Consider the following 25,914-nt stretch of genomic DNA (forward strand, 5'->3'; position numbering starts at 1 on the left):
TGTGACTCCTTAAGCCGTTTTCAGTTCGCCTGCCGGACGGGCAGGTTCAACCGGGGGATAATACGCTTCGTTGTGGCGCGCTTTCTCGCGCAGCCCGGCCGGGACTTCATAGAGCGGGCCAAGGTGCTGGAACTGATGCGCCATATCGAGATATTTTGCGCTGCCAAGCGTGTCGAGCCAGCGGAATGCCCCGCCGTGGAACGGAGGGAAACCGAGACCGTAGACCAGCGCCATATCGGCTTCTGCCGGACTGGCGATAATGCCTTCTTCCAGGCAGCGCACCACTTCATTGACCATCGGGATCATCATACGGGCGATAATCTCATCGTCGCTAAAGTCGCGCTTCGGCTGGCTAACTTCTGCCAGCAGGGCATTTACCTCGGCATCTTCTTCTTTCTTCGGTTTGCCTTTGCTGTCTTCTTTATAGCGCCAGAAGCCAAGGCCATTTTTCTGCCCGAAACGGTTAGCGTCGAACAATGCGTCGATAGCATCGCGATAATCTTTCTGCATCCGCTGAGGGAAGCCCGCCGCCATGACGGCTTGCGCGTGATGAGCCGTGTCGATACCGACCACATCCAGCAAATATGCCGGGCCCATTGGCCAGCCAAAGACTTTCTCCATGACTTTATCGACTTTGCGGAAATCCGCACCGTCACGCAGCAACTGGCTAAAGCCGGCAAAATAAGGGAACAACACGCGATTGACGAAGAATCCCGGGCAGTCATTCACCACGATCGGTGTTTTGCCCATTTTGCTCGCCCATGCCACGACTTTAGCGATGGTCTTATCAGACGTTTTTTCACCGCGAATGACTTCAACCAGCGGCATACGGTGTACCGGGTTAAAGAAGTGCATCCCGCAGAAGTTTTCCGGGCGTTTAAGCACGCTTGCCAGTTCGGAAATCGGGATCGTGGAGGTGTTTGACGCCAGGACGGTATCCGGGCTTACCTTTTCTTCGGTTTCTGCGAGAACGGCTTTTTTCACTTTCGGGTTTTCAACAACCGCTTCGACTACGACATCCACGCGCTCAAAGCCGGCATAGTCGAGGGTCGGGTGAATAGTGGAAATGACCCCGGCCAGTTTTAGTCCATCGATTTTGCCGCGTTCAAGCTGTTTATTAAGCAGCTTACCCGCTTCACTCATACCCAGCGTCAGCGATTTGTCATTGATGTCTTTCATAATGACCGGCACGCCTTTCCAGGCAGACTGGTAAGCAATACCGCCGCCCATAATACCCGCACCCAGCACGGCGGCCTGTTTTGGTGTCTCGACATCTTTGGTCAGTTTTTTCGCTTTGCCTTTCACGTATTGATCGTTGAGGAAAATACCGACCAGTGCGCGGGCTTCTTTACTGTGCGCCAGGGGAACGAAACTTTGATTTTCAAGTTTCAGGGCTTCTTCACGGCCAAAGCGAGCGGCTGCTTCAATGGTTTTAACCGCTGTTATGGGGGCGGGGTAATGTTTACCTGCTGTCTGCGCGACCATACCTTTGGCAATCGTAAAGCTCATGGTGGCTTCGATTTTACTTAAGTGCAGCGGCTCCAGCTTCGGCTGGCGTTTGGCTCTCCAGTCGAGATCGCCGTTAATCGCCTGACGTAAAATCGCCACCGCGCCTGCTTTTAATTTTTCCGGCTGAACTACGCCATCGACCAGGCCAATTTTCAGCGCCTCTTCGGCGCCAACATCTTTCCCGGCGGCAATGATTTCCAGCGCACTGTCGGCGCCCAGCAGACGTGGCATACGGACGGAACCGCCAAAACCAGGCATGATGCCCAGTTTCGTTTCCGGCAGACCGATGCGCAGATCCGGCGTCGCCAGACGGTAGTCGGTGGCGAGCACGCACTCGCAGCCGCCGCCCAGCGCATAGCCGTTTACGGCAGAAATGGTCGGTACCGGCAAATCTTCCAGGCGATTGAACACGCTATTGGCAAAGTGCAGCCAGGTACTCAGTTGTTCTGCCGGAACCAGGAACAGAGAGAGGAATTCGGTAATATCGGCACCGACAATAAACGCCGCTTTTTCTGAGCGCAGCAGCAGGCCTTTTAAATCCGCCTGTTTTTCCAGCACGTCCAGCGCCTGGCCGAGGCTGGCTACGGTAGCCGTGTCTAACTTATTCACCGACCCGGGGGCATCGAACACCAGTTCGGCAATGCCATCTTCCAGCCAGTTGATATATAGGGTATCGCCTTTGTAGAGCATGTCAGTCTCCTGAATCCAGCAAGGGATCTGGTCATACCAGATGAAGCGGAGTGTGGTTTTTATGTTAATAAATTGCAAATTTATCTTTAAAGAATTGCTAGTTTGATCACGCTCAGCCGAAATCACCCTACCGGGATCAGGTATGCTAAGATGCAAAAACTTGAGCTCAAAAAACAGAAGGAAGAATGATGGACTCACTGGCTGCGCTGTATAAAAATCATATCGTTACGCTCCAGGAACGTACCCGGGACGTGCTGGCCCGCTTTAAACTGGACGCGCTGTTGATTCACTCCGGTGAACTGTTCAATGTCTTTCTCGACGACCATCCGTACCCTTTCAAAGTCAATCCGCAGTTTAAAGCCTGGGTTCCGGTCACACAGGTTCCAAATTGCTGGTTGCTGGTCGATGGCGTTAACAAACCGAAACTGTGGTTCTATCTGCCGGTCGATTACTGGCACAACGTTGAGCCGTTACCGACCTCCTTCTGGACCGACGAAGTTGAGGTGATTGCCCTGCCGAAAGCCGACGGCATTGGCAGCCTGTTACCTGCTGCTCGCGGAAATATTGGGTATATCGGCCCGGTTCCCGAGCGCGCGCTTTCGCTGGATATCGCTGCCAGTAACATCAACCCGAAAGGGGTGATCGATTACTTGCACTATTACCGCGCCTATAAAACTGATTACGAACTGGCGTGTATGCGTGAAGCGCAGAAAACGGCGGTAATGGGGCATCGTGCGGCGGAAGAGGCGTTCCGTTCCGGGATGAGTGAGTTTGATATCAACCTGGCTTATTTGACCGCAACCGGGCATCGCGATACCGATGTGCCTTACAGCAATATTGTGGCGCTCAATGAGCACGCCGCCGTCCTTCATTACACCAAACTGGATCATCGCGCACCGGCAGAACTGCGTAGTTTCTTGCTGGATGCAGGGGCGGAATATAACGGTTATGCCGCAGACCTGACCCGCACCTGGTCGGCCAACAGCGATAACGATTATGCCCATCTGGTCAAAGATGTTAATGATGAACAACTGGCGTTGATCGCTACGATGAAGTCGGGTGTTAACTACACCGAGTACCACCTCCAGTTCCATCAACGTATTGCGAAGCTGCTGCGTAAACATCAGATAATCTCTGATATGAGCGAAGAGGCAATGGTCGAAAATGACCTGACCGGCCCATTCATGCCACACGGCATTGGTCACCCGCTTGGCCTGCAGGTGCACGATGTTGCAGGCTTTATGCAGGATGATACCGGTACGCACCTGGCGGCGCCGTCCAAATACCCTTACCTGCGTTGTACCCGTGTATTGCAACCACGTATGGTGCTGACGATTGAGCCGGGTATCTACTTTATTGAATCACTGCTGGCGCCATGGCGTGACGGCCCGTTCAGCAAGCACTTCAACTGGCAGAAAATTGAGGCGCTTAAACCATTTGGCGGCATTCGTATCGAAGACAACGTGGTGATTCACGAAAACAGTATCGAAAACATGACGCGTGATTTGAAACTGGCGTAATGGATAGCTGGCTGATACCGGCAGCGCCGGTCACCTTTGTCGAAGAGATCAAGAAAAGCCGTTTTATCACATATCTGGCCCATACTGATGGTGTGGAAGCGGCTAAGGCGTTTGTCGAGTCAGTACGTGCTGAACACCCGGATGCGCGACACCATTGTGTGGCCTGGGTCGCCGGGCCGCCGAATGATTCGCGGCAACTGGGCTTTTCTGATGATGGCGAACCTGCGGGTACGGCCGGAAAACCGATGCTCGCCCAGCTAATGGGAAGTGGGGTCGGGGAAATGACCGCCGTAGTGGTGCGCTACTACGGTGGCGTGTTGTTGGGGACCGGTGGACTTGTTAAAGCTTACGGCGGCGGTGTGAGCCAGGCGCTTGCGCAGTTGACGACGCTGCGCAAGACGCCATTAACCGAATATACTTTGCAATGTGAATATGGGCAGTTGACCGGGGTTGAAACCCTGCTGGGGCAGTTTTCCGGCAAGATTGTTGCGAGTGAATACGAGGCGTTTGTTCGGCTTCGGGTGGCACTCCCGCAATCTGAACTGGCTGCTTTTTCAACAAAACTTGCTGATTTCAGTCGTGGTGCGTTGCAATTACACAAGATTGAAGAATAATCCCCACCTAATTTTTGCGTACCTAAGGAAGCGGCAGAGATGCATTTTCGTGCCATAACCCGAATTGTTGGACTTCTGATCATTCTCTTTTCCGGGACGATGATTCTGCCAGGGCTGGTTGCACTTATCTATCGTGATGGCGCGGGAAGGGCATTCACACAGACATTCTTTGTCGCGCTGGCGATTGGCTCTCTGCTGTGGTGGCCTAACCGCCGTGAAAAGAGTGAGTTGAAATCGCGCGAGGGTTTTCTGATCGTTGTGCTGTTCTGGACCGTGCTGGGTAGTGTGGGGGCGTTGCCCTTTATCTTCTCTGAGAGTCCAAACCTGACGGTGACGGATGCTTTTTTCGAATCGTTCTCTGGGTTAACGACGACGGGGGCCACCACGCTGGTGGGGCTGGACTCGTTGCCTCATGCCATTCTCTTTTATCGTCAGATGCTGCAGTGGTTTGGTGGTATGGGGATCATTGTGCTGGCGGTCGCGATTCTGCCTATTCTGGGCGTCGGGGGTATGCAGCTCTATCGCGCTGAAATGCCAGGGCCGCTGAAAGACAATAAAATGCGTCCGCGTATTGCCGAAACAGCGAAGACGCTGTGGCTCATTTATGTATTGCTGACTATCGCCTGTGCGCTGGCATTGTGGTTTGCCGGTATGCCCGCTTTCGATGCAATCGGGCACAGCTTCTCAACCATCGCGATTGGCGGCTTTTCGACGCATGATGCCAGCGTGGGTTACTTCGACAGCCCTACGATTAACACCATTATCGCCATCTTCCTTCTGATATCCGGCTGTAACTATGGTCTGCACTTCTCTTTACTCAGTGGTCGCAGCCTGAAAGTGTACTGGCGCGATCCCGAATTTCGCATGTTCATCGGCGTGCAGTTGACGCTGGTGGTGATCTGCACCGTGATGCTGTGGTTCCATAATGTCTACAGTTCGGCGATGACGACGCTCAACCAGGCTTTCTTCCAGGTGGTGTCGATGGCGACAACCGCAGGGTTCACGACCGACAGTATCTCTCGCTGGCCGTTATTCCTGCCGGTGCTATTGCTCTGCTCAGCCTTTATCGGCGGCTGCGCGGGCTCGACGGGGGGCGGCCTGAAAGTTATTCGTATTCTGCTGCTGTTTAAACAGGGTAACCGTGAACTAAAACGTCTGGTGCATCCGAATGCGGTATATAGCATCAAACTGGGGAACCGTGCCCTGCCGGAGCGTATTCTTGAAGCGGTATGGGGGTTCTTCTCCGCCTATGCATTGGTATTTATCGTCAGCATGCTGGCTATCATTGCGACCGGCGTGGATGACTTCTCCGCATTCGCTTCTGTCGTGGCGACACTCAATAATCTGGGCCCGGGGCTTGGTGTAGTGGCGGATAACTTCGCCAGCATGAACCCGATTGCGAAATGGATCCTGATTGCCAATATGCTGTTTGGTCGTCTTGAGGTCTTTACCTTATTGGTACTGTTCACGCCGACCTTCTGGCGCGAATAAGGGAGCTATACGTGAAAACGCTAATTTTGTTTTCTACTCGTGATGGACAAACGCGTGAGATTGCCGCTTATCTGGCCTCGCAATTAAGCGAGCTGGGGGTGAGTACCGATGTGCTCAATCTCAATCGTGTCGGGACGATTGACTGGTCAGCCTATGAGCGCGTCGTCATCGGCGCTTCTATTCGTTATGGTCATTTCAACCCGGCGCTGGACAATTTCGTAAAGCAGCACCAGAAAAACCTGAATGCGCTGCCCGGCGCGTTCTTCTCTGTAAACCTTGTCGCGCGCAAGCCCGAGAAGCGCACCCCACAGACTAACAACTACACCCGTAAGTTTTTGCTGCGTTCGCCATGGCGTCCTGATGAGTGCGTCGTGTTTGCAGGCGCGCTGCGTTACCCGCGTTATCGCTGGTTTGATCGTCTGATGATTCAACTCATTATGAAGATGACGGGTGGCGAAACGGATACCCGTAAAGAAGTGGTCTACACCGACTGGCAGCAGGTGACCGAATTTGCGCGCAAAATCGCTCAGTTAAACAGCAAAGCGCCGCTTTAACCGCCGCTATGAATGAAATATGAGCGAACAATAATTTTTTTGAATTTTATGCTTGTCACTTCACAAGAACTCCCTATAATGCGCCTCCACTGACACGGAACAACGGCAAGCAAGCCGCCGGGTCAGCGGGGTTCTCAGGCGAATGCCGGTGAGAATTCCGCAGAGAAAAGTGAAAATAAACACTTGACTCTGCAGCGGGAAGGCGTAATATGCACACCCCGCGCCGCAGCGAAAAACGAAGCGGCACTGCTCTTTAACAATTTATCAGACAATCTGTGTGGGCACTCAAAGTGACATGGATTCTTAATGTCTTCGGACACTAAATGAATACCAAGTCTCACAGAGTGAACACGTAATTCATTACGAAGTTTAATTCTACGAGCATCAAACTTTTAAATTGAAGAGTTTGATCATGGCTCAGATTGAACGCTGGCGGCAGGCCTAACACATGCAAGTCGAACGGTAGCACAGAGAGCTTGCTCTCGGGTGACGAGTGGCGGACGGGTGAGTAATGTCTGGGAAACTGCCCGATGGAGGGGGATAACTACTGGAAACGGTAGCTAATACCGCATAATGTCGCAAGACCAAAGAGGGGGACCTTCGGGCCTCTTGCCATCGGATGTGCCCAGATGGGATTAGCTAGTTGGTGAGGTAATGGCTCACCAAGGCGACGATCCCTAGCTGGTCTGAGAGGATGACCAGCCACACTGGAACTGAGACACGGTCCAGACTCCTACGGGAGGCAGCAGTGGGGAATATTGCACAATGGGCGCAAGCCTGATGCAGCCATGCCGCGTGTGTGAAGAAGGCCTTCGGGTTGTAAAGCACTTTCAGCGGGGAGGAAGGCAATACGGTTAATAACCGTGTTGATTGACGTTACCCGCAGAAGAAGCACCGGCTAACTCCGTGCCAGCAGCCGCGGTAATACGGAGGGTGCAAGCGTTAATCGGAATTACTGGGCGTAAAGCGCACGCAGGCGGTCTGTCAAGTCGGATGTGAAATCCCCGGGCTCAACCTGGGAACTGCATTCGAAACTGGCAGGCTTGAGTCTTGTAGAGGGGGGTAGAATTCCAGGTGTAGCGGTGAAATGCGTAGAGATCTGGAGGAATACCGGTGGCGAAGGCGGCCCCCTGGACAAAGACTGACGCTCAGGTGCGAAAGCGTGGGGAGCAAACAGGATTAGATACCCTGGTAGTCCACGCCGTAAACGATGTCGACTTGGAGGTTGTGCCCTTGAGGCGTGGCTTCCGGAGCTAACGCGTTAAGTCGACCGCCTGGGGAGTACGGCCGCAAGGTTAAAACTCAAATGAATTGACGGGGGCCCGCACAAGCGGTGGAGCATGTGGTTTAATTCGATGCAACGCGAAGAACCTTACCTGGTCTTGACATCCACGGAATTCGGCAGAGATGCCTTAGTGCCTTCGGGAGCCGTGAGACAGGTGCTGCATGGCTGTCGTCAGCTCGTGTTGTGAAATGTTGGGTTAAGTCCCGCAACGAGCGCAACCCTTATCCTTTGTTGCCAGCGGTCCGGCCGGGAACTCAAAGGAGACTGCCAGTGATAAACTGGAGGAAGGTGGGGATGACGTCAAGTCATCATGGCCCTTACGACCAGGGCTACACACGTGCTACAATGGCATATACAAAGAGAAGCGACCTCGCGAGAGCAAGCGGACCTCATAAAGTATGTCGTAGTCCGGATTGGAGTCTGCAACTCGACTCCATGAAGTCGGAATCGCTAGTAATCGTGGATCAGAATGCCACGGTGAATACGTTCCCGGGCCTTGTACACACCGCCCGTCACACCATGGGAGTGGGTTGCAAAAGAAGTAGGTAGCTTAACCTTCGGGAGGGCGCTTACCACTTTGTGATTCATGACTGGGGTGAAGTCGTAACAAGGTAACCGTAGGGGAACCTGCGGTTGGATCACCTCCTTACCTTAAAGAACCTGCCTTTGTAGTGTCCACACAGATTGTCTGATGAAATAGAGCAGTAAGAAATCTCTGCAGGCTTGTAGCTCAGGTGGTTAGAGCGCACCCCTGATAAGGGTGAGGTCGGTGGTTCAAGTCCACTCAGGCCTACCAAATTCCTGCTGATGCTGCGTTGCGGCGACACTCACATATTTTAAGTATGCTTCGTGTCACCACGCCTTGCCTCAACAGTAATTAAGGTTGGTGAGATTTAACTACGATGGGGCTATAGCTCAGCTGGGAGAGCGCCTGCTTTGCACGCAGGAGGTCTGCGGTTCGATCCCGCATAGCTCCACCATCTTTTACTGCGAACACAAGAAAACTTCAGAGTGAACCTGAAAAGGTGCACTGCGAAGTTTTGCTCTTTAAAAATCTGGATCAAGCTGAAAATTGAAACGACACACGAAAGTGTGTTCGAGTCTCTCAAATTTTCGCGACACGATGATGTTTTACGAAACATCTTCGGGTTGTGAGGTTAAGCGACTAAGCGTACACGGTGGATGCCCTGGCAGTCAGAGGCGATGAAGGACGTGCTAATCTGCGAAAAGCGCCGGCGAGGTGATATGAACCTTTGACCCGGCGATGTCCGAATGGGGAAACCCAGTGCAATTCGTTGCACTATCGTTTGATGAATACATAGTCAAACGAGGCGAACCGGGGGAACTGAAACATCTAAGTACCCCGAGGAAAAGAAATCAACCGAGATTCCCCCAGTAGCGGCGAGCGAACGGGGAGCAGCCCAGAGCCTGAATCAGCTTGTGTGTTAGTGGAAGCGTCTGGAAAGTCGCGCGATACAGGGTGACAGCCCCGTACACGAAAGCACACAGGCTGTGAGCTCGATGAGTAGGGCGGGACACGTGGTATCCTGTCTGAATATGGGGGGACCATCCTCCAAGGCTAAATACTCCTGACTGACCGATAGTGAACCAGTACCGTGAGGGAAAGGCGAAAAGAACCCCGGCGAGGGGAGTGAAAAAGAACCTGAAACCGTGTACGTACAAGCAGTGGGAGCACCTTCGTGGTGTGACTGCGTACCTTTTGTATAATGGGTCAGCGACTTATATTCTGTAGCAAGGTTAACCGAATAGGGGAGCCGAAGGGAAACCGAGTCTTAACTGGGCGTTAAGTTGCAGGGTATAGACCCGAAACCCGGTGATCTAGCCATGGGCAGGTTGAAGGTTGGGTAACACTAACTGGAGGACCGAACCGACTAATGTTGAAAAATTAGCGGATGACTTGTGGCTGGGGGTGAAAGGCCAATCAAACCGGGAGATAGCTGGTTCTCCCCGAAAGCTATTTAGGTAGCGCCTCGTGAACTCATCTCCGGGGGTAGAGCACTGTTTCGGCTAGGGGGCCATCCCGGCTTACCAACCCGATGCAAACTACGAATACCGGAGAATGTTATCACGGGAGACACACGGCGGGTGCTAACGTCCGTCGTGAAGAGGGAAACAACCCAGACCGCCAGCTAAGGTCCCAAAGTCATGGTTAAGTGGGAAACGATGTGGGAAGGCACAGACAGCCAGGATGTTGGCTTAGAAGCAGCCATCATTTAAAGAAAGCGTAATAGCTCACTGGTCGAGTCGGCCTGCGCGGAAGATGTAACGGGGCTAAACCATGCACCGAAGCTGCGGCAGCGACACTATGTGTTGTTGGGTAGGGGAGCGTTCTGTAAGCCTGCGAAGGTGTGCTGTGAGGCATGCTGGAGGTATCAGAAGTGCGAATGCTGACATAAGTAACGATAAAGCGGGTGAAAAGCCCGCTCGCCGGAAGACCAAGGGTTCCTGTCCAACGTTAATCGGGGCAGGGTGAGTCGACCCCTAAGGCGAGGCCGAAAGGCGTAGTCGATGGGAAACAGGTTAATATTCCTGTACTTGGTGTTACTGCGAAGGGGGGACGGAGAAGGCTATGTTAGCCGGGCGACGGTTGTCCCGGTTTAAGCATGTATGCTGGTTATCCAGGCAAATCCGGATAACCAAGGCTGAGGTGTGATGACGAGTCACTACGGTGATGAAGTAACAAATGCCCTGCTTCCAGGAAAAGCCTCTAAGCATCAGGTAACACGAAATCGTACCCCAAACCGACACAGGTGGTCAGGTAGAGAATACCAAGGCGCTTGAGAGAACTCGGGTGAAGGAACTAGGCAAAATGGTGCCGTAACTTCGGGAGAAGGCACGCTGATATGTAGGTGAAGCCCCTGCGGGTGGAGCTGAAATCAGTCGAAGATACCAGCTGGCTGCAACTGTTTATTAAAAACACAGCACTGTGCAAACACGAAAGTGGACGTATACGGTGTGACGCCTGCCCGGTGCCGGAAGGTTAATTGATGGGGTTATCCGTAAGGAGAAGCTCTTGATCGAAGCCCCGGTAAACGGCGGCCGTAACTATAACGGTCCTAAGGTAGCGAAATTCCTTGTCGGGTAAGTTCCGACCTGCACGAATGGCGTAATGATGGCCAGGCTGTCTCCACCCGAGACTCAGTGAAATTGAACTCGCTGTGAAGATGCAGTGTACCCGCGGCAAGACGGAAAGACCCCGTGAACCTTTACTATAGCTTGACACTGAACATTGAGCCTTGATGTGTAGGATAGGTGGGAGGCTTTGAAGTGTGGACGCCAGTCTGCATGGAGCCAACCTTGAAATACCACCCTTTAATGTTTGATGTTCTAACGTGGACCCGTGATCCGGGTTGCGGACAGTGTCTGGTGGGTAGTTTGACTGGGGCGGTCTCCTCCCAAAGAGTAACGGAGGAGCACGAAGGTTGGCTAATCCTGGTCGGACATCAGGAGGTTAGTGCAATGGCATAAGCCAGCTTGACTGCGAGCGTGACGGCGCGAGCAGGTGCGAAAGCAGGTCATAGTGATCCGGTGGTTCTGAATGGAAGGGCCATCGCTCAACGGATAAAAGGTACTCCGGGGATAACAGGCTGATACCGCCCAAGAGTTCATATCGACGGCGGTGTTTGGCACCTCGATGTCGGCTCATCACATCCTGGGGCTGAAGTAGGTCCCAAGGGTATGGCTGTTCGCCATTTAAAGTGGTACGCGAGCTGGGTTTAGAACGTCGTGAGACAGTTCGGTCCCTATCTGCCGTGGGCGCTGGAAGATTGAGGGGGGCTGCTCCTAGTACGAGAGGACCGGAGTGGACGCATCACTGGTGTTCGGGTTGTCATGCCAATGGCACTGCCCGGTAGCTACATGCGGAAGAGATAAGTGCTGAAAGCATCTAAGCACGAAACTTGCCCCGAGATGAGTCTTCCCTTGGACTTTAAGTCCACTAAAGGAACGTTGAAGACGACGACGTTGATAGGCCGGGTGTGTAAGCGCAGCGATGCGTTGAGCTAACCGGTACTAATGAACCGTGAGGCTTAACCTTACAACGCCGAAGATGTTTTGGCGGATTTGAGAAGAGAAGATTTTCAGCTTAGATTCAGAGTCCGAAGGATTTTGCGCTGAGACAAGGCGGCAAACACAGCAACGGAAGGAGCATACTGAAGTATGTGACTGACGTTCGCAAGAGCAGCCAACGCAGTATCAGCACAAAAGACACAGGACGAGCACAAAGAATTTGCCTGGCGGCTTTAGCGCGGTGGTCCCACCTGACCCCATGCCGAACTCAGAAGTGAAACGCCGTAGCGCCGATGGTAGTGTGGGGTCTCCCCATGTGAGAGTAGGGAACTGCCAGGCATCAGACAAGTAAGAAGCCCATCCTCACGGATGGGCTTTTTGCGTTTTTATCCCTCAAGAAACCTCCCATATAACCACAAGCGCTCACTTTGTATATGCGGTAAACTAGCCGGGTTTTTGCATCAGGACAGCGTCTATGAACCACTCCCTTAAGCCCTGGAATACCTTCGGCATTGATCACAATGCAAATAAAATAATACGTGCTGAAAGCGTGCAGCAACTACTTGAAGCGTGGCAGGAATCCGTACGTAATGAACAGCCCGTATTGATGCTGGGTGAGGGCAGTAATGTTCTTTTCCTGGAAGATTTCACGGGTACGGTCATTATTAACCGCATCCTGGGTATTGAAACTGAGGAAAGCGCCGAGGCCTGGCATGTACATGTTGGTGCGGGAGAAATCTGGCATCAACTCGTGCAATTTACACTCTCGCATGGAATGCCCGGTCTGGAAAACCTTGCGTTGATCCCCGGTTGTGTTGGGTCATCGCCTATCCAGAACATCGGCGCATACGGTGTTGAATTGCAGCGCGTTTGCGCCTATGTCGACTGTGTAGAGTTGAGTACGGGAAATACCCGCCGATTAACGGCAGAAGCTTGCCGCTTTGGCTACCGTGACAGTATCTTCAAACATGAGTATCAGGATCGCTACGCAATCGTCGCGGTTGGGTTGCGCTTACCTAAGCAGTGGCAGCCGGTTCTGACTTATGGCGATCTGACGCGTCTGGACCCGGCAACCGTAACACCGCAGAACGTTTTTGAAGAAGTTTGCCGCATGCGTACCAGTAAGTTGCCCGATCCGAAAGTAAACGGTAATGCCGGTAGCTTCTTTAAAAATCCGGTTGTGAGTGCCGAACAGGCCGCCGCGCTACTGGAAAAGTCTCCGAAAGCTCCCCATTACCCTCAACCTGACGGCACAGTAAAATTCGCTGCCGGATGGCTTATCGATCAATGCCAATTAAAAGGTGTATCTATTGGTGGGGCAGCCGTTCATCCGTTACAGGCACTGGTGCTAATCAATCAAAATCACGCGACCAGTAAAGATGTTGTCCGCCTGGCTCACCATGTACGTGAACAGGTTGGCGCGAAGTTTAATGTCTGGCTGGAACCGGAGGTGCGTTTTATCGGCCATCGTGGCGAAGTCAATGCCGTGGAGGTGATTGCATGAAAGACAACACCATTCCATTAACCCTGGTCTCTATCCTTGCTGATGGTGAATTCCATTCTGGTGAACAGCTCGGTGAGCGGCTGGGCATGAGTCGTGCAGCTATCAATAAACACATTCAAACCCTGCGTGACTGGGGGGTGGATGTATTCACCGTGCCCGGTAAAGGTTACAGTCTTCCTGAACCCATCCAATTGTTGAATGAAGAACTGATCGTAACGCAGGTTCAAACAGGTAAAGTGGCCGTATTGCCGGTTATTGATTCCACTAACCAATACCTGCTGGATCGTATCGGCGAGCTGCGATCCGGTGATGCCTGTGTCGCAGAATACCAGCAGGCGGGGCGTGGTCGGCGTGGGCGTAAGTGGTTCTCTCCCTTTGGTGCGAATCTCTATCTCTCCATGTACTGGCGTCTTGAACAAGGTCCGGCTGCGGCCATCGGATTAAGTCTGGTCATTGGCATTATCATGGCAGAAGTTCTGCAAGAACTTGGCGCAGAAAATGTTCGGGTGAAATGGCCCAATGATCTGTATTTGGGTGACCGTAAACTTGCCGGTATCCTCGTTGAATTAACCGGTAAAACCGGCGATGCTGCGCAGATCGTGATAGGGGCTGGCATCAACCTTGCCATGCGCCATGCGGAAAGTGACGTGATCAATCAAGGCTGGGTTAACCTGCAAGAAGCGGGTGTAGTCATTGATCGCAATACGCTCGCTGTCCGTCTGATTAATGAATTACGTGTTGCGCTACAGTCTTTTGAACAAGAAGGGTTAAGCCCCTGGCTCTCTCGCTGGAAGAAACTGGATAACTTTATCGATCGCCCGGTGAAATTGATCATCGGCGAGAGAGAAATATTTGGTATCTCGCGTGGCATTGATGCACAAGGTGCATTGTTACTTGAACAGGATGGAGTAATTAAACCCTGGATGGGTGGTGAAATTTCCTTACGCAGTGCCGAATAATAAAATGGGGAGCATTTCGCTCCCCTTGTTTTATTTTCGCAGGCGTACTTGCTCGACCGCGTGGTCGGCACTCTTGGTCATAACGAGGCTTGCACGCTCACGGGTTGGAAGGATATTTTCTTTCAAATTTAGCCAGTTAATTTCCTTCCAAAGGGATGTGGCTATATTGATGGCTTCTTCTTCGGTCAATTTCGCATAGTTATGGAAATAAGAATCCGGATCGGCGAAAGCCCCTTCACGGAATTTCAGGAAGCGATTGATATACCATTTCTGTAGTAACTCTTCCGGCGCATCGACATAAATAGAGAAGTCGACAAAGTCAGAAACAAATACATGATGAGGGTCATGAGGATAATCCATACCGCTTTGTAATACGTTGAGCCCTTCCAGGATCAGAATATCCGGTTGAGTTACCGTTTTATCTCCGTCCGGGATCACATCGTAAATTAAATGTGAATATACTGGTGCAGTAACGTTTGGCACGCCGGATTTAATATCGGAAACGAATTTCACCAGACGGTGCATATCATAAGATTGCGGAAACCCTTTCTTCTTCATCAGGCCACGATCTTTTAAAACCTGATTAGGATGCAAAAAGCCATCGGTGGTGATTAATTCAACGCGGCGATGCTCCGGCCAGCGACTTAATAAAGCCTGCAATACACGTGCAGTGGTGCTTTTGCCCACAGCAACGCTACCTGCGATGCTGATGATATAAGGTATTCTTTGTCCATTCGTGCCTAAGAATTGTTCAAGCACAGCCTGACGACGTAAATTCGAACTGATATAAAAATTGAGCAAACGCGATAACGGCAGATAAATCTCTGCAACCTCTTCCAAAGAGAGATCTTCATTAATGCCTTTTAACCGCGCGATTTCACCCTCAGTGAGCGTCATCGGCACTGAATCACGAAGCGCAGCCCACTGGCTACGATTGAACTGCAAGTACGGGGTCATTAACGTTTGCTCTTTTTTACTCATAAGCTTTTTCTGCCTGCCATGGTGGCTCGCCACGTATGCTTCCGACACGGAGCGAGAAGCCTTCTTTTAAGGTAATGTGATGGCGCGACGTTATTGATATAAGTTAGGACAATGGGCAGGAGGTTAACACCAGATGACAGGGAATAATATGAAAAATCGCGTCTGCATGATGCTTTCCGGGGAAAGCATCACGTTTTAGAGACTGGCAGGCAATAGCGCGAGATAACGGAATTACCACGAATAAGCGTTTGTAATAAATCGCGGTTGAATGTGTGTTTCCATCTGCTGAGTTCAGGAAAACCGCTATTTAGGCAGGCAGTGTCGTCCCTGCTACTGTAGAAACCTTCTATATGCAAACCGGCCTCTGCTTAGTGATAAAGAAGGTTGCGTTGCCATGCATAACCCGCTTTCTCAAACCTATTAATAAGGCATTAGCCAGAACCGCTTCGGCGGAGCTGAGAGTGTACCTTATTTATCTTAATGGATGATGTTACGAAGATGACCATTCGTTTCGTCCCTCTGAACGACCTGCACAACAAATTGGCAAGTTCCTCGCAGTAAACGGAAAGACCCTTTTTGCAGTGATACTCCCACGTACAGGTGATATGCATCACGCTCTCCTCAATAAGGGATTTCTTCTTGATTGGTTAAAAAACGGCATCAGGGCGAAGCAAAGGCACTTTATACAGAGTGATGGGAGGTGCGTTCGCCATAAACGGCGAGGAGGTATGGTCTCCAATAGCTGCCACGATCCTGGTTTTTTCCACTGATTTGCTTGAAATAGCAGCATTTAACGGCCTTGTCGTGCAAAATGTGAGCGATAGAACAATTTGTGCAATTTTTTAGTTGCATCAAGCGCTCTGTCTCCCTAGAATGCGCGCTACTTGATGCCGACTTAGCTCAGTAGGTAGAGCAACTGACTTGTAATCAGTAGGTCACCAGTTCGATTCCGGTAGTCGGCACCATCAAGTCCGGTGGGGTTCCCGAGCGGCCAAAGGGAGCAGACTGTAAATCTGCCGTCACAGACTTCGAAGGTTCGAATCCTTCCCCCACCACCATTTTCGGTCGCCTCGTGTGACCAGAGTTGGTGTCAAAACTGAATCAACTCAAAGGGAGAGTTTTCTTCTCCTGAAACACAGAAAGAATAGGGTAGCCGAGTTTTAGGATGCGGGCATCGTATAATGGCTATTACCTCAGCCTTCCAAGCTGATGATGCGGGTTCGATTCCCGCTGCCCGCTCCAGACGTGCTGATATGGCTCAGTTGGTAGAGCGCACCCTTGGTAAGGGTGAGGTCCCCAGTTCGACTCTGGGTATCAGCACCACTTCTTTATCTCTCCTCCCCTGTTTCTCTCTGTTTATTGCATTCAACAAGTCGGGCATGTTGCCTGGTTGATGTGGTGATATCACCGATTTATCCGTGTCTTAGAGGGACAATCGATGTCTAAAGAAAAGTTTGAACGTACAAAACCGCACGTTAACGTCGGTACTATCGGCCACGTTGACCATGGTAAAACAACGCTGACCGCTGCAATCACTACCGTTCTGTCCAAAACTTACGGTGGCCAGGCTCGCGCATTCGACCAGATCGATAACGCGCCGGAAGAAAAAGCACGTGGTATCACCATCAACACCTCTCACGTTGAGTACGATACTGCGATCCGTCACTACGCACACGTAGACTGCCCGGGCCACGCCGACTATGTTAAAAACATGATCACCGGTGCTGCGCAGATGGACGGCGCGATCCTGGTTGTTGCTGCGACTGACGGCCCGATGCCGCAGACTCGTGAGCACATCCTGCTGGGTCGTCAGGTAGGCGTTCCGTACATCATCGTGTTCCTGAACAAATGCGACATGGTTGATGACGAAGAGCTGCTGGAACTGGTTGAAATGGAAGTTCGTGAACTTCTGTCTCAGTACGATTTCCCGGGCGACGACACTCCGATCGTTCGTGGTTCTGCTCTGAAAGCGCTGGAAGGCGACGCAGAGTGGGAAGCGAAAATCATCGAACTGGCTGGCCACCTGGATACCTATATCCCGGAACCAGAGCGTGCGATTGACAAGCCGTTCCTGCTGCCGATCGAAGACGTATTCTCCATCTCCGGTCGTGGTACCGTTGTTACCGGTCGTGTAGAGCGCGGTATCATCAAAGTGGGTGAAGAAGTTGAAATCGTTGGTATCAAAGATACTGCGAAATCTACCTGTACCGGCGTTGAAATGTTCCGCAAACTGCTGGACGAAGGCCGTGCTGGTGAGAACGTGGGTGTTCTGCTGCGTGGTATCAAACGTGAAGAAATCGAACGTGGTCAGGTACTGGCTAAGCCGGGCACCATCAAGCCGCACACCAAGTTCGAATCCGAAGTGTACATTCTGTCCAAAGATGAAGGCGGCCGTCATACTCCGTTCTTCAAAGGCTACCGTCCGCAGTTCTACTTCCGTACAACTGACGTGACTGGCACCATCGAACTGCCGGAAGGCGTAGAGATGGTAATGCCGGGCGACAACATCAAAATGGTTGTTACCCTGATCCACCCGATCGCGATGGACGACGGTCTGCGTTTCGCAATCCGTGAAGGCGGCCGTACTGTAGGCGCGGGCGTTGTAGCAAAAGTTCTCGGCTAATCGCTGATAACATTTGACGCTAAGCGTAAGAAAAGGGCATCATTTGATGCCCTTTTTGCACGCTCTCGAATCAGAACCTGGCTCATCAGTGATTTTTTTTGTCATAATCATTGCTGAGACAGGCTCTGTAGATGGCGTTAAATCCGAAACGCGCCAGAGCATTTCGGTTTGGTTGCCTCGCCTATGCGGGGCAAAAATGTTTGTCTGATTCTTGTAACAGGTTGGTTTATGAGTGCGAATACCGAAGCTCAAGGGAGCGGGCGCGGCCTGGAAGCGATGAAGTGGGTTGTTGTTGCTGTTCTGTTGCTCGTAGCGATCGTTGGCAACTACCTTTATCGTGACATGATGCTGCCGCTGCGTGCGCTGGCCGTTGTGATTCTGATTGCTGCAGCAGGTGGTGTCGCGCTGTTGACGACGAAGGGTAAAGCGACCGTTGCATTTGCCCGCGAAGCGAGAACTGAAGTCCGTAAGGTAATTTGGCCTACTCGCCAGGAAACATTGCACACCACATTGATCGTAGCTGCGGTAACTGCGGTTATGTCACTTATTCTGTGGGGACTGGATGGTATTCTGGTTCGCCTCGTTTCCTTTATCACTGGCCTGAGGTTCTGAGATGTCTGAAGCTCCTAAAAAGCGCTGGTACGTCGTTCAGGCGTTTTCCGGTTTTGAAGGCCGCGTAGCGACTTCGCTGCGTGAGCACATCAAATTACACAATATGGAAGAGTTGTTTGGCGAAGTTATGGTGCCGACCGAAGAAGTGGTCGAAATCCGTGGTGGCCAGCGTCGTAAAAGCGAGCGTAAATTCTTCCCGGGTTACGTACTGGTGCAGATGGTCATGAACGACGCAAGCTGGCACCTGGTGCGCAGCGTTCCGCGCGTAATGGGCTTCATCGGTGGTACTTCCGATCGTCCGGCGCCGATCAGCGATAAAGAAGTTGATGCGATTATGAACCGCTTGCAGCAGGTGGGTGATAAGCCGCGTCCGAAAACGCTGTTCGAACCAGGTGAAATGGTCCGCGTTAACGATGGTCCGTTTGCTGACTTCAATGGTGTGGTCGAAGAAGTTGACTACGAGAAGTCCCGCCTGAAAGTTTCTGTTTCCATTTTCGGTCGTGCGACCCCGGTGGAGCTGGACTTTAGCCAGGTAGAGAAAGCCTAAAAAAAGGCGATCAAATGTTGCACAAGGCGCGAAGTTGGCATACAATTTCGCGCCTTTTGATTTTATGGGTCCCGTACCCGTAAAACGAATTTAAACACGGGGAGCCCTTCCGGGCGCTATAACCCAAACGAGGAATTTAGAATGGCTAAGAAAGTCCAGGCCTACGTCAAGCTGCAGGTTGCAGCTGGCATGGCAAACCCGAGCCCACCGGTTGGTCCGGCTCTGGGTCAGCAGGGTGTTAACATCATGGAATTCTGTAAAGCGTTCAACGCGAAAACTGATTCCATGGAAAAAGGTCTGCCGATTCCGGTTGTTATTACCGTTTACGCTGACCGTTCTTTCACTTTCGTTACCAAAACGCCTCCGGCAGCAGTTCTGCTGAAGAAAGCGGCTGGTATCAAGTCTGGTTCCGGCAAGCCGAACAAAGACAAAGTGGGTAAAATTTCCCGCGCTCAGCTGCAGGAAATCGCGCAGACCAAAGCTGCCGACATGACTGGTGCCGATATTGAAGCGATGACTCGCTCCATTGAAGGTACTGCACGTTCCATGGGCCTGGTAGTGGAGGACTAAGAAATGGCTAAACTGACCAAGCGCATGCGCGTGATCCGTGACAAAGTTGATGCGACCAAACAGTACGACATCAACGAAGCTATCTCTCTGCTGAAAGAGCTGGCCACTGCTAAATTCGTAGAAAGCGTTGACGTTGCTGTTAACCTCGGCATCGACGCCCGTAAATCTGATCAGAACGTACGTGGTGCAACTGTACTGCCGCACGGTACTGGCCGTTCTGTTCGCGTAGCCGTATTTACTCAGGGCGCAAACGCTGAAGCTGCTAAAGCTGCAGGCGCTGAGCTGGTAGGTATGGAAGATCTGGCAGACCAGATCAAAAAAGGCGAAATGAACTTTGACGTTGTTATTGCTTCCCCGGATGCAATGCGCGTTGTTGGCCAGTTGGGCCAGGTTCTGGGTCCGCGTGGCCTGATGCCAAACCCGAAAGTGGGTACTGTAACGCCGAACGTTGCTGAAGCGGTTAAAAACGCGAAAGCAGGTCAGGTTCGTTACCGTAACGACAAAAACGGCATCATTCACACCACCATCGGTAAAGTGGATTTTGACGCTGACAAACTGAAAGAAAACCTGGAAGCTCTGCTGGTTGCGCTGAAAAAAGCAAAACCGACTCAGGCGAAAGGCGTGTACATCAAGAAAATCAGCATCTCCACCACCATGGGTGCCGGTGTTGCAGTTGATCAGGCTGGCCTGAGCGCTTCTGCAAACTAATACCTTTACGTGGGCGGTGAATTTGTCTACAATTTTACCCCCACGATTCTGTTGAAAGATACAGACGCTATGCGAGTCATTTGAATTGCGGCAAGGCGGCAAGCGAGTGAATCGCCAGGAGCATAGTTAATTATGTGACTGGTGTGAGCGAGAGCAGGCAACGCAGCAGCAGTTCGAAGGACGAAGTCATAGACAAGATTTGTTCGTTGGAGCCTGGCCTAATCCAGGCCTCCGTCGAAGACCGCAGGTGTCTCGCAAGAGACTTAATCCCCTGCGTAGACGGTGACAGAACGCTAAGATTATTTTTGGATATTCTGGCTTGTTTCTGCTCACCGTATTAAGACGCTCTTTCCATTGGGAAGAGTGAAGTGAGTTCCAGGGCATGAGCCCTGGCAAACATCCAGGAGCAAAGCTAATGGCTTTAAATCTTCAAGACAAACAAGCGATTGTTGCTGAAGTCAGCGAAGTAGCCAAAGGCGCGCTGTCTGCGGTTGTTGCGGATTCCCGTGGCGTTACCGTAGATAAAATGACCGAACTGCGTAAAGCAGGTCGCGAAGCCGGCGTATACATGCGTGTTGTTCGTAACACCCTGCTGCGCCGTGTTGTTGAAGGTACTCAGTTCGAGTGCCTGAAAGACGCGTTCGTTGGTCCGACCCTGATTGCATACTCTATGGAACACCCGGGCGCTGCTGCTCGTCTGTTCAAAGATTTCGCGAAAGCGAATGCAAAATTTGAGGTCAAAGCCGCTGCCTTTGAAGGTGAGTTAATCCCGGCATCCCAGATCGATCGCCTGGCAACTCTGCCGACCTACGAAGAAGCAATTGCACGCCTGATGGCAACCATGAAAGAAGCTTCGGCTGGCAAACTGGTTCGTACTCTGGCTGCTGTACGCGATGCGAAAGAAGCTGCTTAATCGCAGTTGTCTTTGTAACGCATTCGCTTACGTATAAACTTATTCTGATATTCAGGAACAATTTAAATGTCTATCACTAAAGATCAAATCATTGAAGCAGTATCCGCTATGTCCGTAATGGACGTTGTTGAGCTGATCTCTGCAATGGAAGAAAAATTCGGTGTTTCCGCTGCTGCTGCTGTAGCTGTAGCTGCTGGCCCGGTTGAAGCTGCTGAAGAAAAAACTGAATTCGACGTAATTCTGAAAGCTGCTGGCGCTAACAAAGTTGCTGTTATCAAAGCAGTACGTGGCGCAACTGGCCTGGGTCTGAAAGAAGCTAAAGACCTGGTTGAATCTGCACCTGCTGCCCTGAAAGAAGGCATCAGCAAAGACGACGCCGAAGCACTGAAAAAATCTCTGGAAGAAGCTGGCGCTGAAGTTGAAGTTAAATAAGCCAACTTTTCTGGTTGAAGCCTGAGAAATCAGGCCGATGGCTGGTGACTTTTTAGTCACCAGCCATTTTGCGCTGTAAGGCGCCAGCAGCATTTCACACTGTTTGACTGCTGGTAGTCCTGACAATGTTTGTTTCTATCGACGACTTAATATACTGCGACAGGCGCCTGGCTCTGTGTAAATCGCAATGAAATGATTTAAGCGTGATAGCAACAGATATTGCGGAAAGTATTCGATTTTCCGGTCAACAAAATGGTGTTGCATAAACTGTCCCTCCGATGGACAGAGTGGGTCGACTTGTCAGCGAGCTGAGGAACCCTATGGTTTACTCCTATACCGAGAAAAAACGTATTCGTAAGGATTTTGGTAAACGTCCACAAGTTCTGGACATTCCATATCTCCTTTCTATCCAGCTTGACTCGTTCCAGAAGTTTATCGAGCAAGATCCTGAAGGGCAGTACGGCCTGGAAGCGGCTTTCCGCTCCGTGTTCCCAATTGCCAGCTATAGCGGCAATTCTGAACTGCAGTACGTCAGCTACCGTCTTGGCGAACCTGTATTTGACGTTAAAGAATGTCAAATTCGTGGCGTAACCTATTCCGCACCGCTGCGCGTAAAACTGCGTCTGGTGATCTACGAGCGCGAAGCGCCGGAAGGCACCGTTAAAGACATTAAAGAACAAGAAGTGTACATGGGCGAAATTCCGCTCATGACCGACAACGGTACTTTTGTCATCAACGGTACTGAGCGCGTTATCGTTTCTCAGTTGCACCGTAGTCCTGGCGTTTTCTTCGACAGCGACAAAGGCAAAACCCACTCTTCTGGTAAGGTGCTTTATAACGCGCGCATCATCCCTTACCGTGGTTCCTGGCTGGACTTCGAGTTCGATCCGAAAGACAACCTGTTTGTTCGTATTGACCGTCGTCGTAAATTGCCTGCGACCATTATTCTGCGCGCACTGGATTACACCACTGAGCAGATTCTTGATCTGTTCTTTGAAAAAGTTGTCTTCGAAATTCGCGACAACAAGCTGCAGATGGAACTGGTGCCGGAACGCCTGCGTGGCGAGACTGCATCTTTCGACATCGAAGCTAACGGTAAAGTCTATGTAGAAAAAGGCCGACGCATTACTGCGCGCCATATTCGTCAGCTGGAAAAAGACGAGATTCAGCACATCGAAGTACCGGTTGAGTACATCGCTGGTAAAGTCGCGTCCAAAGATTACGTGGATGAGTCTACCGGTGAGCTGATCTGCCCGGCGAACATGGAGCTGAGCCTGGATCTGCTGGCTAAACTGAGCCAGTCTGGTCACAAGCGTATCGAAACGCTGTTCACCAACGATCTGGACCACGGTCCGTACATCTCTGAGACTGTACGCGTCGACCCAACCAACGATCGCCTGAGCGCGCTGGTAGAAATCTACCGCATGATGCGTCCTGGTGAGCCGCCGACTCGTGAAGCTGCTGAAAGCCTGTTCGAGAACCTGTTCTTCTCCGAAGACCGCTACGATCTGTCCGCGGTTGGTCGTATGAAGTTCAACCGTTCTCTGCTGCGCGACGAGATCGAAGGTTCCGGTATCCTGAGCAAAGAAGACATCATCGAAGTGATGAAGAAGCTCATCGATATCCGTAACGGTAAAGGCGAAGTCGATGATATCGACCACCTCGGCAACCGTCGTATCCGTTCCGTTGGCGAAATGGCGGAAAACCAGTTCCGCGTTGGCCTGGTCCGCGTTGAGCGTGCGGTGAAAGAGCGTCTGTCTCTGGGCGATCTGGATACCCTGATGCCTCAGGACATGATCAACGCCAAGCCGATTTCTGCGGCAGTGAAAGAGTTCTTCGGTTCCAGTCAGCTGTCTCAGTTTATGGACCAGAACAACCCGCTGTCTGAGATCACGCACAAACGTCGTATCTCCGCACTCGGCCCGGGCGGTCTGACCCGTGAACGTGCAGGCTTTGAAGTTCGAGACGTACACCCGACTCACTACGGTCGCGTATGTCCAATCGAAACGCCTGAAGGTCCAAACATCGGTCTGATCAACTCCCTGTCTGTGTACGCACAGACTAACGAATACGGCTTCCTTGAGACGCCGTACCGTAAAGTGACTGACGGCGTTGTGACCGACGAAATTCACTACCTGTCTGCTATCGAAGAAGGTAACTACGTTATCGCTCAGGCGAACTCCAACCTGGATGACGAAGGCCACTTTGTAGAAGATCTGGTTACCTGCCGTAGTAAAGGCGAATCGAGCTTGTTCAGCCGCGACCAGGTTGACTACATGGACGTATCCACCCAGCAGGTGGTTTCCGTCGGTGCGTCCCTGATCCCGTTCCTGGAACACGATGACGCCAACCGTGCATTGATGGGTGCGAACATGCAACGTCAGGCGGTTCCGACTCTGCGCGCTGATAAGCCGCTGGTTGGTACCGGTATGGAACGTGCTGTTGCCGTTGACTCCGGTGTTACTGCGGTTGCTAAACGTGGTGGTATGGTTCAGTACGTTGATGCGTCCCGTATCGTTATCAAAGTTAACGAAGACGAGATGTACCCAGGCGAAGCCGGTATCGACATCTACAACCTGACCAAGTACACCCGTTCTAACCAGAACACCTGTATCAACCAGATGCCGTGTGTCTCTCTGGGTGAGCCAATCGAGCGCGGCGACGTGCTGGCAGATGGCCCGTCCACTGACCTTGGTGAACTGGCTCTCGGTCAGAACATGCGTGTCGCGTTCATGCCGTGGAATGGTTACAACTTCGAAGACTCCATCCTCGTTTCTGAGCGTGTTGTCCAGGAAGACCGTTTCACCACCATCCACATTCAGGAACTGGCGTGTGTGTCCCGTGACACCAAGCTGGGGCCGGAAGAGATCACCGCTGACATCCCGAACGTGGGTGAAGCTGCGCTCTCCAAACTGGATGAATCCGGTATCGTTTACATCGGTGCGGAAGTGACCGGCGGTGACATTCTGGTTGGTAAGGTAACGCCGAAAGGTGAAACCCAACTGACCCCAGAAGAGAAACTGCTGCGTGCGATCTTCGGTGAGAAAGCGTCTGACGTTAAAGACTCTTCTCTGCGCGTACCAAATGGTGTCTCTGGTACCGTTATCGACGTTCAGGTCTTTACCCGCGATGGCGTAGAAAAAGACAAACGTGCACTGGAAATCGAAGAGATGCAGCTCAAACAGGCCAAGAAAGACCTGTCTGAAGAACTGCAGATCCTCGAAGCTGGTCTGTTCAGTCGTATCTACGCGGTGCTGGTTTCCGGTGGCATCGAAGCTGAGAAGCTCGATAAACTGCCGCGTGACCGCTGGCTGGAACTCGGTCTGACCGACGAAGAGAAACAAAATCAGCTGGAACAACTGGCTGAGCAGTATGACGAACTGAAACACGAGTTCGAGAAAAAACTCGAAGCGAAACGCCGCAAAATCACCCAGGGCGATGATCTGGCACCAGGCGTGCTGAAAATCGTTAAGGTTTATCTGGCCGTGAAACGTCAGATCCAACCGGGTGACAAAATGGCAGGTCGTCACGGTAACAAGGGTGTTATCTCGAAGATCAACCCGATCGAAGATATGCCGCACGATGCTAACGGTACGCCGGTAGATATCGTACTGAACCCGCTGGGCGTACCGTCTCGTATGAACATCGGTCAGATTCTGGAAACCCACCTGGGTATGGCTGCGAAAGGTATCGGCGATAAGATCAATGCCATGCTGAAACAGCAGCAAGAAGTCGCGAAACTGCGCGAATTCATCCAGAAAGCGTATGACCTCGGTGCCGATGTTCGTCAGAAAGTTGACCTGAACACCTTCAGCGATGAAGAAGTACTGCGTCTGGCTGAGAACCTGAAAAAAGGTATGCCAATCGCAACGCCGGTATTCGACGGTGCGAAAGAAGCTGAGATTAAAGAGTTGCTGCAACTGGGTGACCTGCCGACCTCCGGTCAGATCACACTGTATGACGGCCGCACCGGTGAACAGTTCGAGCGTCCGGTAACCGTAGGTTACATGTACATGCTGAAACTGAACCACCTGGTCGACGACAAAATGCACGCTCGTTCTACCGGTTCTTACAGCCTGGTGACTCAGCAGCCGCTGGGTGGTAAGGCGCAGTTCGGTGGTCAGCGCTTCGGGGAGATGGAAGTGTGGGCGCTGGAAGCTTACGGCGCCGCCTACACCCTGCAGGAAATGCTCACCGTTAAGTCTGATGACGTGAACGGTCGTACTAAGATGTATAAAAACATCGTGGACGGCAACCATCAGATGGAACCGGGCATGCCGGAATCCTTCAACGTACTGTTGAAAGAGATTCGTTCGCTGGGTATCAACATCGAACTGGAAGACGAGTAATTCTCGCTCAAACAGGTCACTGCT

At 51.8% G+C, this 25,914-nt stretch carries 16 protein-coding genes, 6 tRNA genes and 3 rRNA genes; 23 read left to right on the forward strand and 2 right to left on the reverse strand.

The features are described 5' to 3' along the window. Positions 1-9: 9 nt before the first annotated feature. On the reverse strand, positions 10-2,199 hold the full coding sequence (gene fadB, locus IP582_RS01155) for a fatty acid oxidation complex subunit alpha FadB (RefSeq protein ID WP_193794851.1): 2,190 nt from the start codon (positions 2,197-2,199) through the stop codon (positions 10-12). A gap of 188 nt (positions 2,200-2,387) precedes the next feature. On the opposite strand from fadB, the gene pepQ reads away from it, so the two are divergent. The 11 genes from pepQ to birA all read left to right on the forward strand — a co-directional run bounded on the left by pepQ (position 2,388) and on the right by birA (position 14,155). Then, complete coding sequence (gene pepQ / locus IP582_RS01160; RefSeq protein WP_079498544.1) at positions 2,388-3,719, forward strand: Xaa-Pro dipeptidase; 1,332 nt, start codon at positions 2,388-2,390, stop codon at positions 3,717-3,719. Further along, entirely contained in the window at positions 3,719-4,333 is a 615-nt protein-coding gene (locus IP582_RS01165) for an IMPACT family protein (protein WP_193794852.1), read from the forward strand. The genes pepQ and IP582_RS01165 overlap by 1 nt, the downstream gene beginning before the upstream one ends. A 39-nt stretch (positions 4,334-4,372) precedes the next feature. Then, positions 4,373-5,824 (forward strand): Trk system potassium transporter TrkH, encoded by a 1,452-nt coding sequence (gene trkH, locus IP582_RS01170; protein WP_039077071.1) that lies wholly within the window; start codon positions 4,373-4,375, stop codon positions 5,822-5,824. An 11-nt stretch (positions 5,825-5,835) separates the two neighbouring features. After that, complete coding sequence (hemG, locus tag IP582_RS01175) at positions 5,836-6,378, forward strand: menaquinone-dependent protoporphyrinogen IX dehydrogenase (RefSeq protein ID WP_039077072.1); 543 nt, start codon at positions 5,836-5,838, stop codon at positions 6,376-6,378. A gap of 394 nt (positions 6,379-6,772) precedes the next feature. Continuing rightward, a 16S ribosomal RNA gene (locus IP582_RS01180) occupies positions 6,773-8,312 on the forward strand. Between the two features lie 70 nt (positions 8,313-8,382). Beyond that, positions 8,383-8,459: transfer RNA gene (locus IP582_RS01185), tRNA-Ile, on the forward strand. Between the two features lie 108 nt (positions 8,460-8,567). After that, a tRNA-Ala gene (locus IP582_RS01190) sits at positions 8,568-8,643 on the forward strand. Positions 8,644-8,818: 175 nt separating this feature from the next. After that, positions 8,819-11,720 (forward strand): 23S ribosomal RNA (locus IP582_RS01195). Positions 11,721-11,915: 195 nt separating this feature from the next. Further along, a 5S ribosomal RNA gene (rrf, locus tag IP582_RS01200) occupies positions 11,916-12,031 on the forward strand. Together the 16S, 23S and 5S rRNA genes with 2 tRNA genes alongside form the textbook arrangement of a ribosomal RNA operon. A gap of 136 nt (positions 12,032-12,167) precedes the next feature. Continuing rightward, the gene (murB, locus tag IP582_RS01205; protein ID WP_193794853.1) at positions 12,168-13,196 is read left to right on the forward strand and encodes a UDP-N-acetylmuramate dehydrogenase; all 1,029 of its coding nucleotides are present in this window, start codon (positions 12,168-12,170) and stop codon (positions 13,194-13,196) included. Further along, positions 13,193-14,155: a bifunctional biotin--[acetyl-CoA-carboxylase] ligase/biotin operon repressor BirA gene (gene birA, locus IP582_RS01210; protein ID WP_193794854.1), complete on the forward strand. Its 963-nt coding sequence runs from the start codon at positions 13,193-13,195 to the stop codon at positions 14,153-14,155. Before murB ends, birA begins: the two co-directional genes overlap by 4 nt. Positions 14,156-14,185: 30 nt before the next feature. Here the strand turns inward: birA and coaA are convergent, their stop codons facing one another. Continuing rightward, positions 14,186-15,136, reverse strand: coding sequence for a type I pantothenate kinase (gene coaA / locus IP582_RS01215; RefSeq protein WP_039076759.1), 951 nt, complete (start codon positions 15,134-15,136; stop codon positions 14,186-14,188). Between the two features lie 889 nt (positions 15,137-16,025). On the opposite strand from coaA, the gene IP582_RS01220 reads away from it, so the two are divergent. The 12 genes from IP582_RS01220 (at position 16,026) to rpoB (ending at position 25,890) form a co-directional block, all read left to right on the forward strand. Further along, positions 16,026-16,101 (forward strand) — tRNA-Thr (locus IP582_RS01220). An 8-nt stretch (positions 16,102-16,109) separates the two neighbouring features. Continuing rightward, positions 16,110-16,194 (forward strand) — tRNA-Tyr (locus IP582_RS01225). A gap of 109 nt (positions 16,195-16,303) precedes the next feature. Beyond that, a tRNA-Gly gene (locus tag IP582_RS01230) sits at positions 16,304-16,378 on the forward strand. 5 nt (positions 16,379-16,383) lie between these two features. Next, positions 16,384-16,459, forward strand: a tRNA-Thr gene (locus IP582_RS01235). 115 nt (positions 16,460-16,574) lie between these two features. After that, positions 16,575-17,759 carry an elongation factor Tu gene (tuf, locus tag IP582_RS01240; protein WP_047372260.1) on the forward strand — a complete coding sequence of 395 codons (1,185 nt, stop codon included), beginning with the start codon at positions 16,575-16,577 and terminating at the stop codon, positions 17,757-17,759. Between the two features lie 228 nt (positions 17,760-17,987). After that, the gene (gene secE / locus IP582_RS01245; RefSeq protein WP_003033128.1) at positions 17,988-18,371 is read left to right on the forward strand and encodes a preprotein translocase subunit SecE; all 384 of its coding nucleotides are present in this window, start codon (positions 17,988-17,990) and stop codon (positions 18,369-18,371) included. A 1-nt stretch (position 18,372) separates the two neighbouring features. Beyond that, positions 18,373-18,918 (forward strand): transcription termination/antitermination protein NusG, encoded by a 546-nt coding sequence (gene nusG / locus IP582_RS01250; protein WP_001287521.1) that lies wholly within the window; start codon positions 18,373-18,375, stop codon positions 18,916-18,918. A 141-nt stretch (positions 18,919-19,059) separates the two neighbouring features. Next, the gene (gene rplK / locus IP582_RS01255; RefSeq protein WP_006688357.1) at positions 19,060-19,488 is read left to right on the forward strand and encodes a 50S ribosomal protein L11; all 429 of its coding nucleotides are present in this window, start codon (positions 19,060-19,062) and stop codon (positions 19,486-19,488) included. 3 nt (positions 19,489-19,491) lie between these two features. Next, positions 19,492-20,196 carry a 50S ribosomal protein L1 gene (rplA, locus tag IP582_RS01260; protein WP_039076861.1) on the forward strand — a complete coding sequence of 235 codons (705 nt, stop codon included), beginning with the start codon at positions 19,492-19,494 and terminating at the stop codon, positions 20,194-20,196. Between the two features lie 415 nt (positions 20,197-20,611). Further along, entirely contained in the window at positions 20,612-21,109 is a 498-nt protein-coding gene (gene rplJ, locus IP582_RS01265) for a 50S ribosomal protein L10 (RefSeq protein ID WP_007704673.1), read from the forward strand. A 66-nt stretch (positions 21,110-21,175) separates the two neighbouring features. Beyond that, positions 21,176-21,541: a 50S ribosomal protein L7/L12 gene (rplL, locus tag IP582_RS01270; RefSeq protein ID WP_002884142.1), complete on the forward strand. Its 366-nt coding sequence runs from the start codon at positions 21,176-21,178 to the stop codon at positions 21,539-21,541. A 320-nt stretch (positions 21,542-21,861) separates the two neighbouring features. Then, the gene (gene rpoB, locus IP582_RS01275; RefSeq protein ID WP_039076860.1) at positions 21,862-25,890 is read left to right on the forward strand and encodes a DNA-directed RNA polymerase subunit beta; all 4,029 of its coding nucleotides are present in this window, start codon (positions 21,862-21,864) and stop codon (positions 25,888-25,890) included. Positions 25,891-25,914 lie beyond the last annotated feature (24 nt).

Origin of the sequence: Citrobacter sp. BDA59-3 (assembly GCF_015167655.1) — a bacterium.
Taxonomy (GTDB): Bacteria; Pseudomonadota; Gammaproteobacteria; order Enterobacterales; family Enterobacteriaceae; genus Phytobacter; species Phytobacter diazotrophicus.

Excerpts from the sequence above, each read along its gene's own strand:
- rplA (WP_039076861.1), top strand. The coding sequence starts at position 19,492 with ATGGCTAAACTGACCAAGCGCATGCGCGTGATCCGTGACAAAGTTGAT.
- rplK (WP_006688357.1), top strand. The coding sequence starts at position 19,060 with ATGGCTAAGAAAGTCCAGGCCTACGTCAAGCTGCAGGTTGCAGCTGGC.
- tuf (WP_047372260.1), top strand. The coding sequence starts at position 16,575 with ATGTCTAAAGAAAAGTTTGAACGTACAAAACCGCACGTTAACGTCGGT.
- fadB (WP_193794851.1), bottom strand. The coding sequence starts at position 2,199 with ATGCTCTACAAAGGCGATACCCTATATATCAACTGGCTGGAAGATGGC.
- secE (WP_003033128.1), top strand. The coding sequence starts at position 17,988 with ATGAGTGCGAATACCGAAGCTCAAGGGAGCGGGCGCGGCCTGGAAGCG.
- trkH (WP_039077071.1), top strand. The coding sequence starts at position 4,373 with ATGCATTTTCGTGCCATAACCCGAATTGTTGGACTTCTGATCATTCTC.
- IP582_RS01165 (WP_193794852.1), top strand. The coding sequence starts at position 3,719 with ATGGATAGCTGGCTGATACCGGCAGCGCCGGTCACCTTTGTCGAAGAG.
- rpoB (WP_039076860.1), top strand. The coding sequence starts at position 21,862 with ATGGTTTACTCCTATACCGAGAAAAAACGTATTCGTAAGGATTTTGGT.
- murB (WP_193794853.1), top strand. The coding sequence starts at position 12,168 with ATGAACCACTCCCTTAAGCCCTGGAATACCTTCGGCATTGATCACAAT.
- rplL (WP_002884142.1), top strand. The coding sequence starts at position 21,176 with ATGTCTATCACTAAAGATCAAATCATTGAAGCAGTATCCGCTATGTCC.
- nusG (WP_001287521.1), top strand. The coding sequence starts at position 18,373 with ATGTCTGAAGCTCCTAAAAAGCGCTGGTACGTCGTTCAGGCGTTTTCC.
- birA (WP_193794854.1), top strand. The coding sequence starts at position 13,193 with ATGAAAGACAACACCATTCCATTAACCCTGGTCTCTATCCTTGCTGAT.
- pepQ (WP_079498544.1), top strand. The coding sequence starts at position 2,388 with ATGGACTCACTGGCTGCGCTGTATAAAAATCATATCGTTACGCTCCAG.
- rplJ (WP_007704673.1), top strand. The coding sequence starts at position 20,612 with ATGGCTTTAAATCTTCAAGACAAACAAGCGATTGTTGCTGAAGTCAGC.
- coaA (WP_039076759.1), bottom strand. The coding sequence starts at position 15,136 with ATGAGTAAAAAAGAGCAAACGTTAATGACCCCGTACTTGCAGTTCAAT.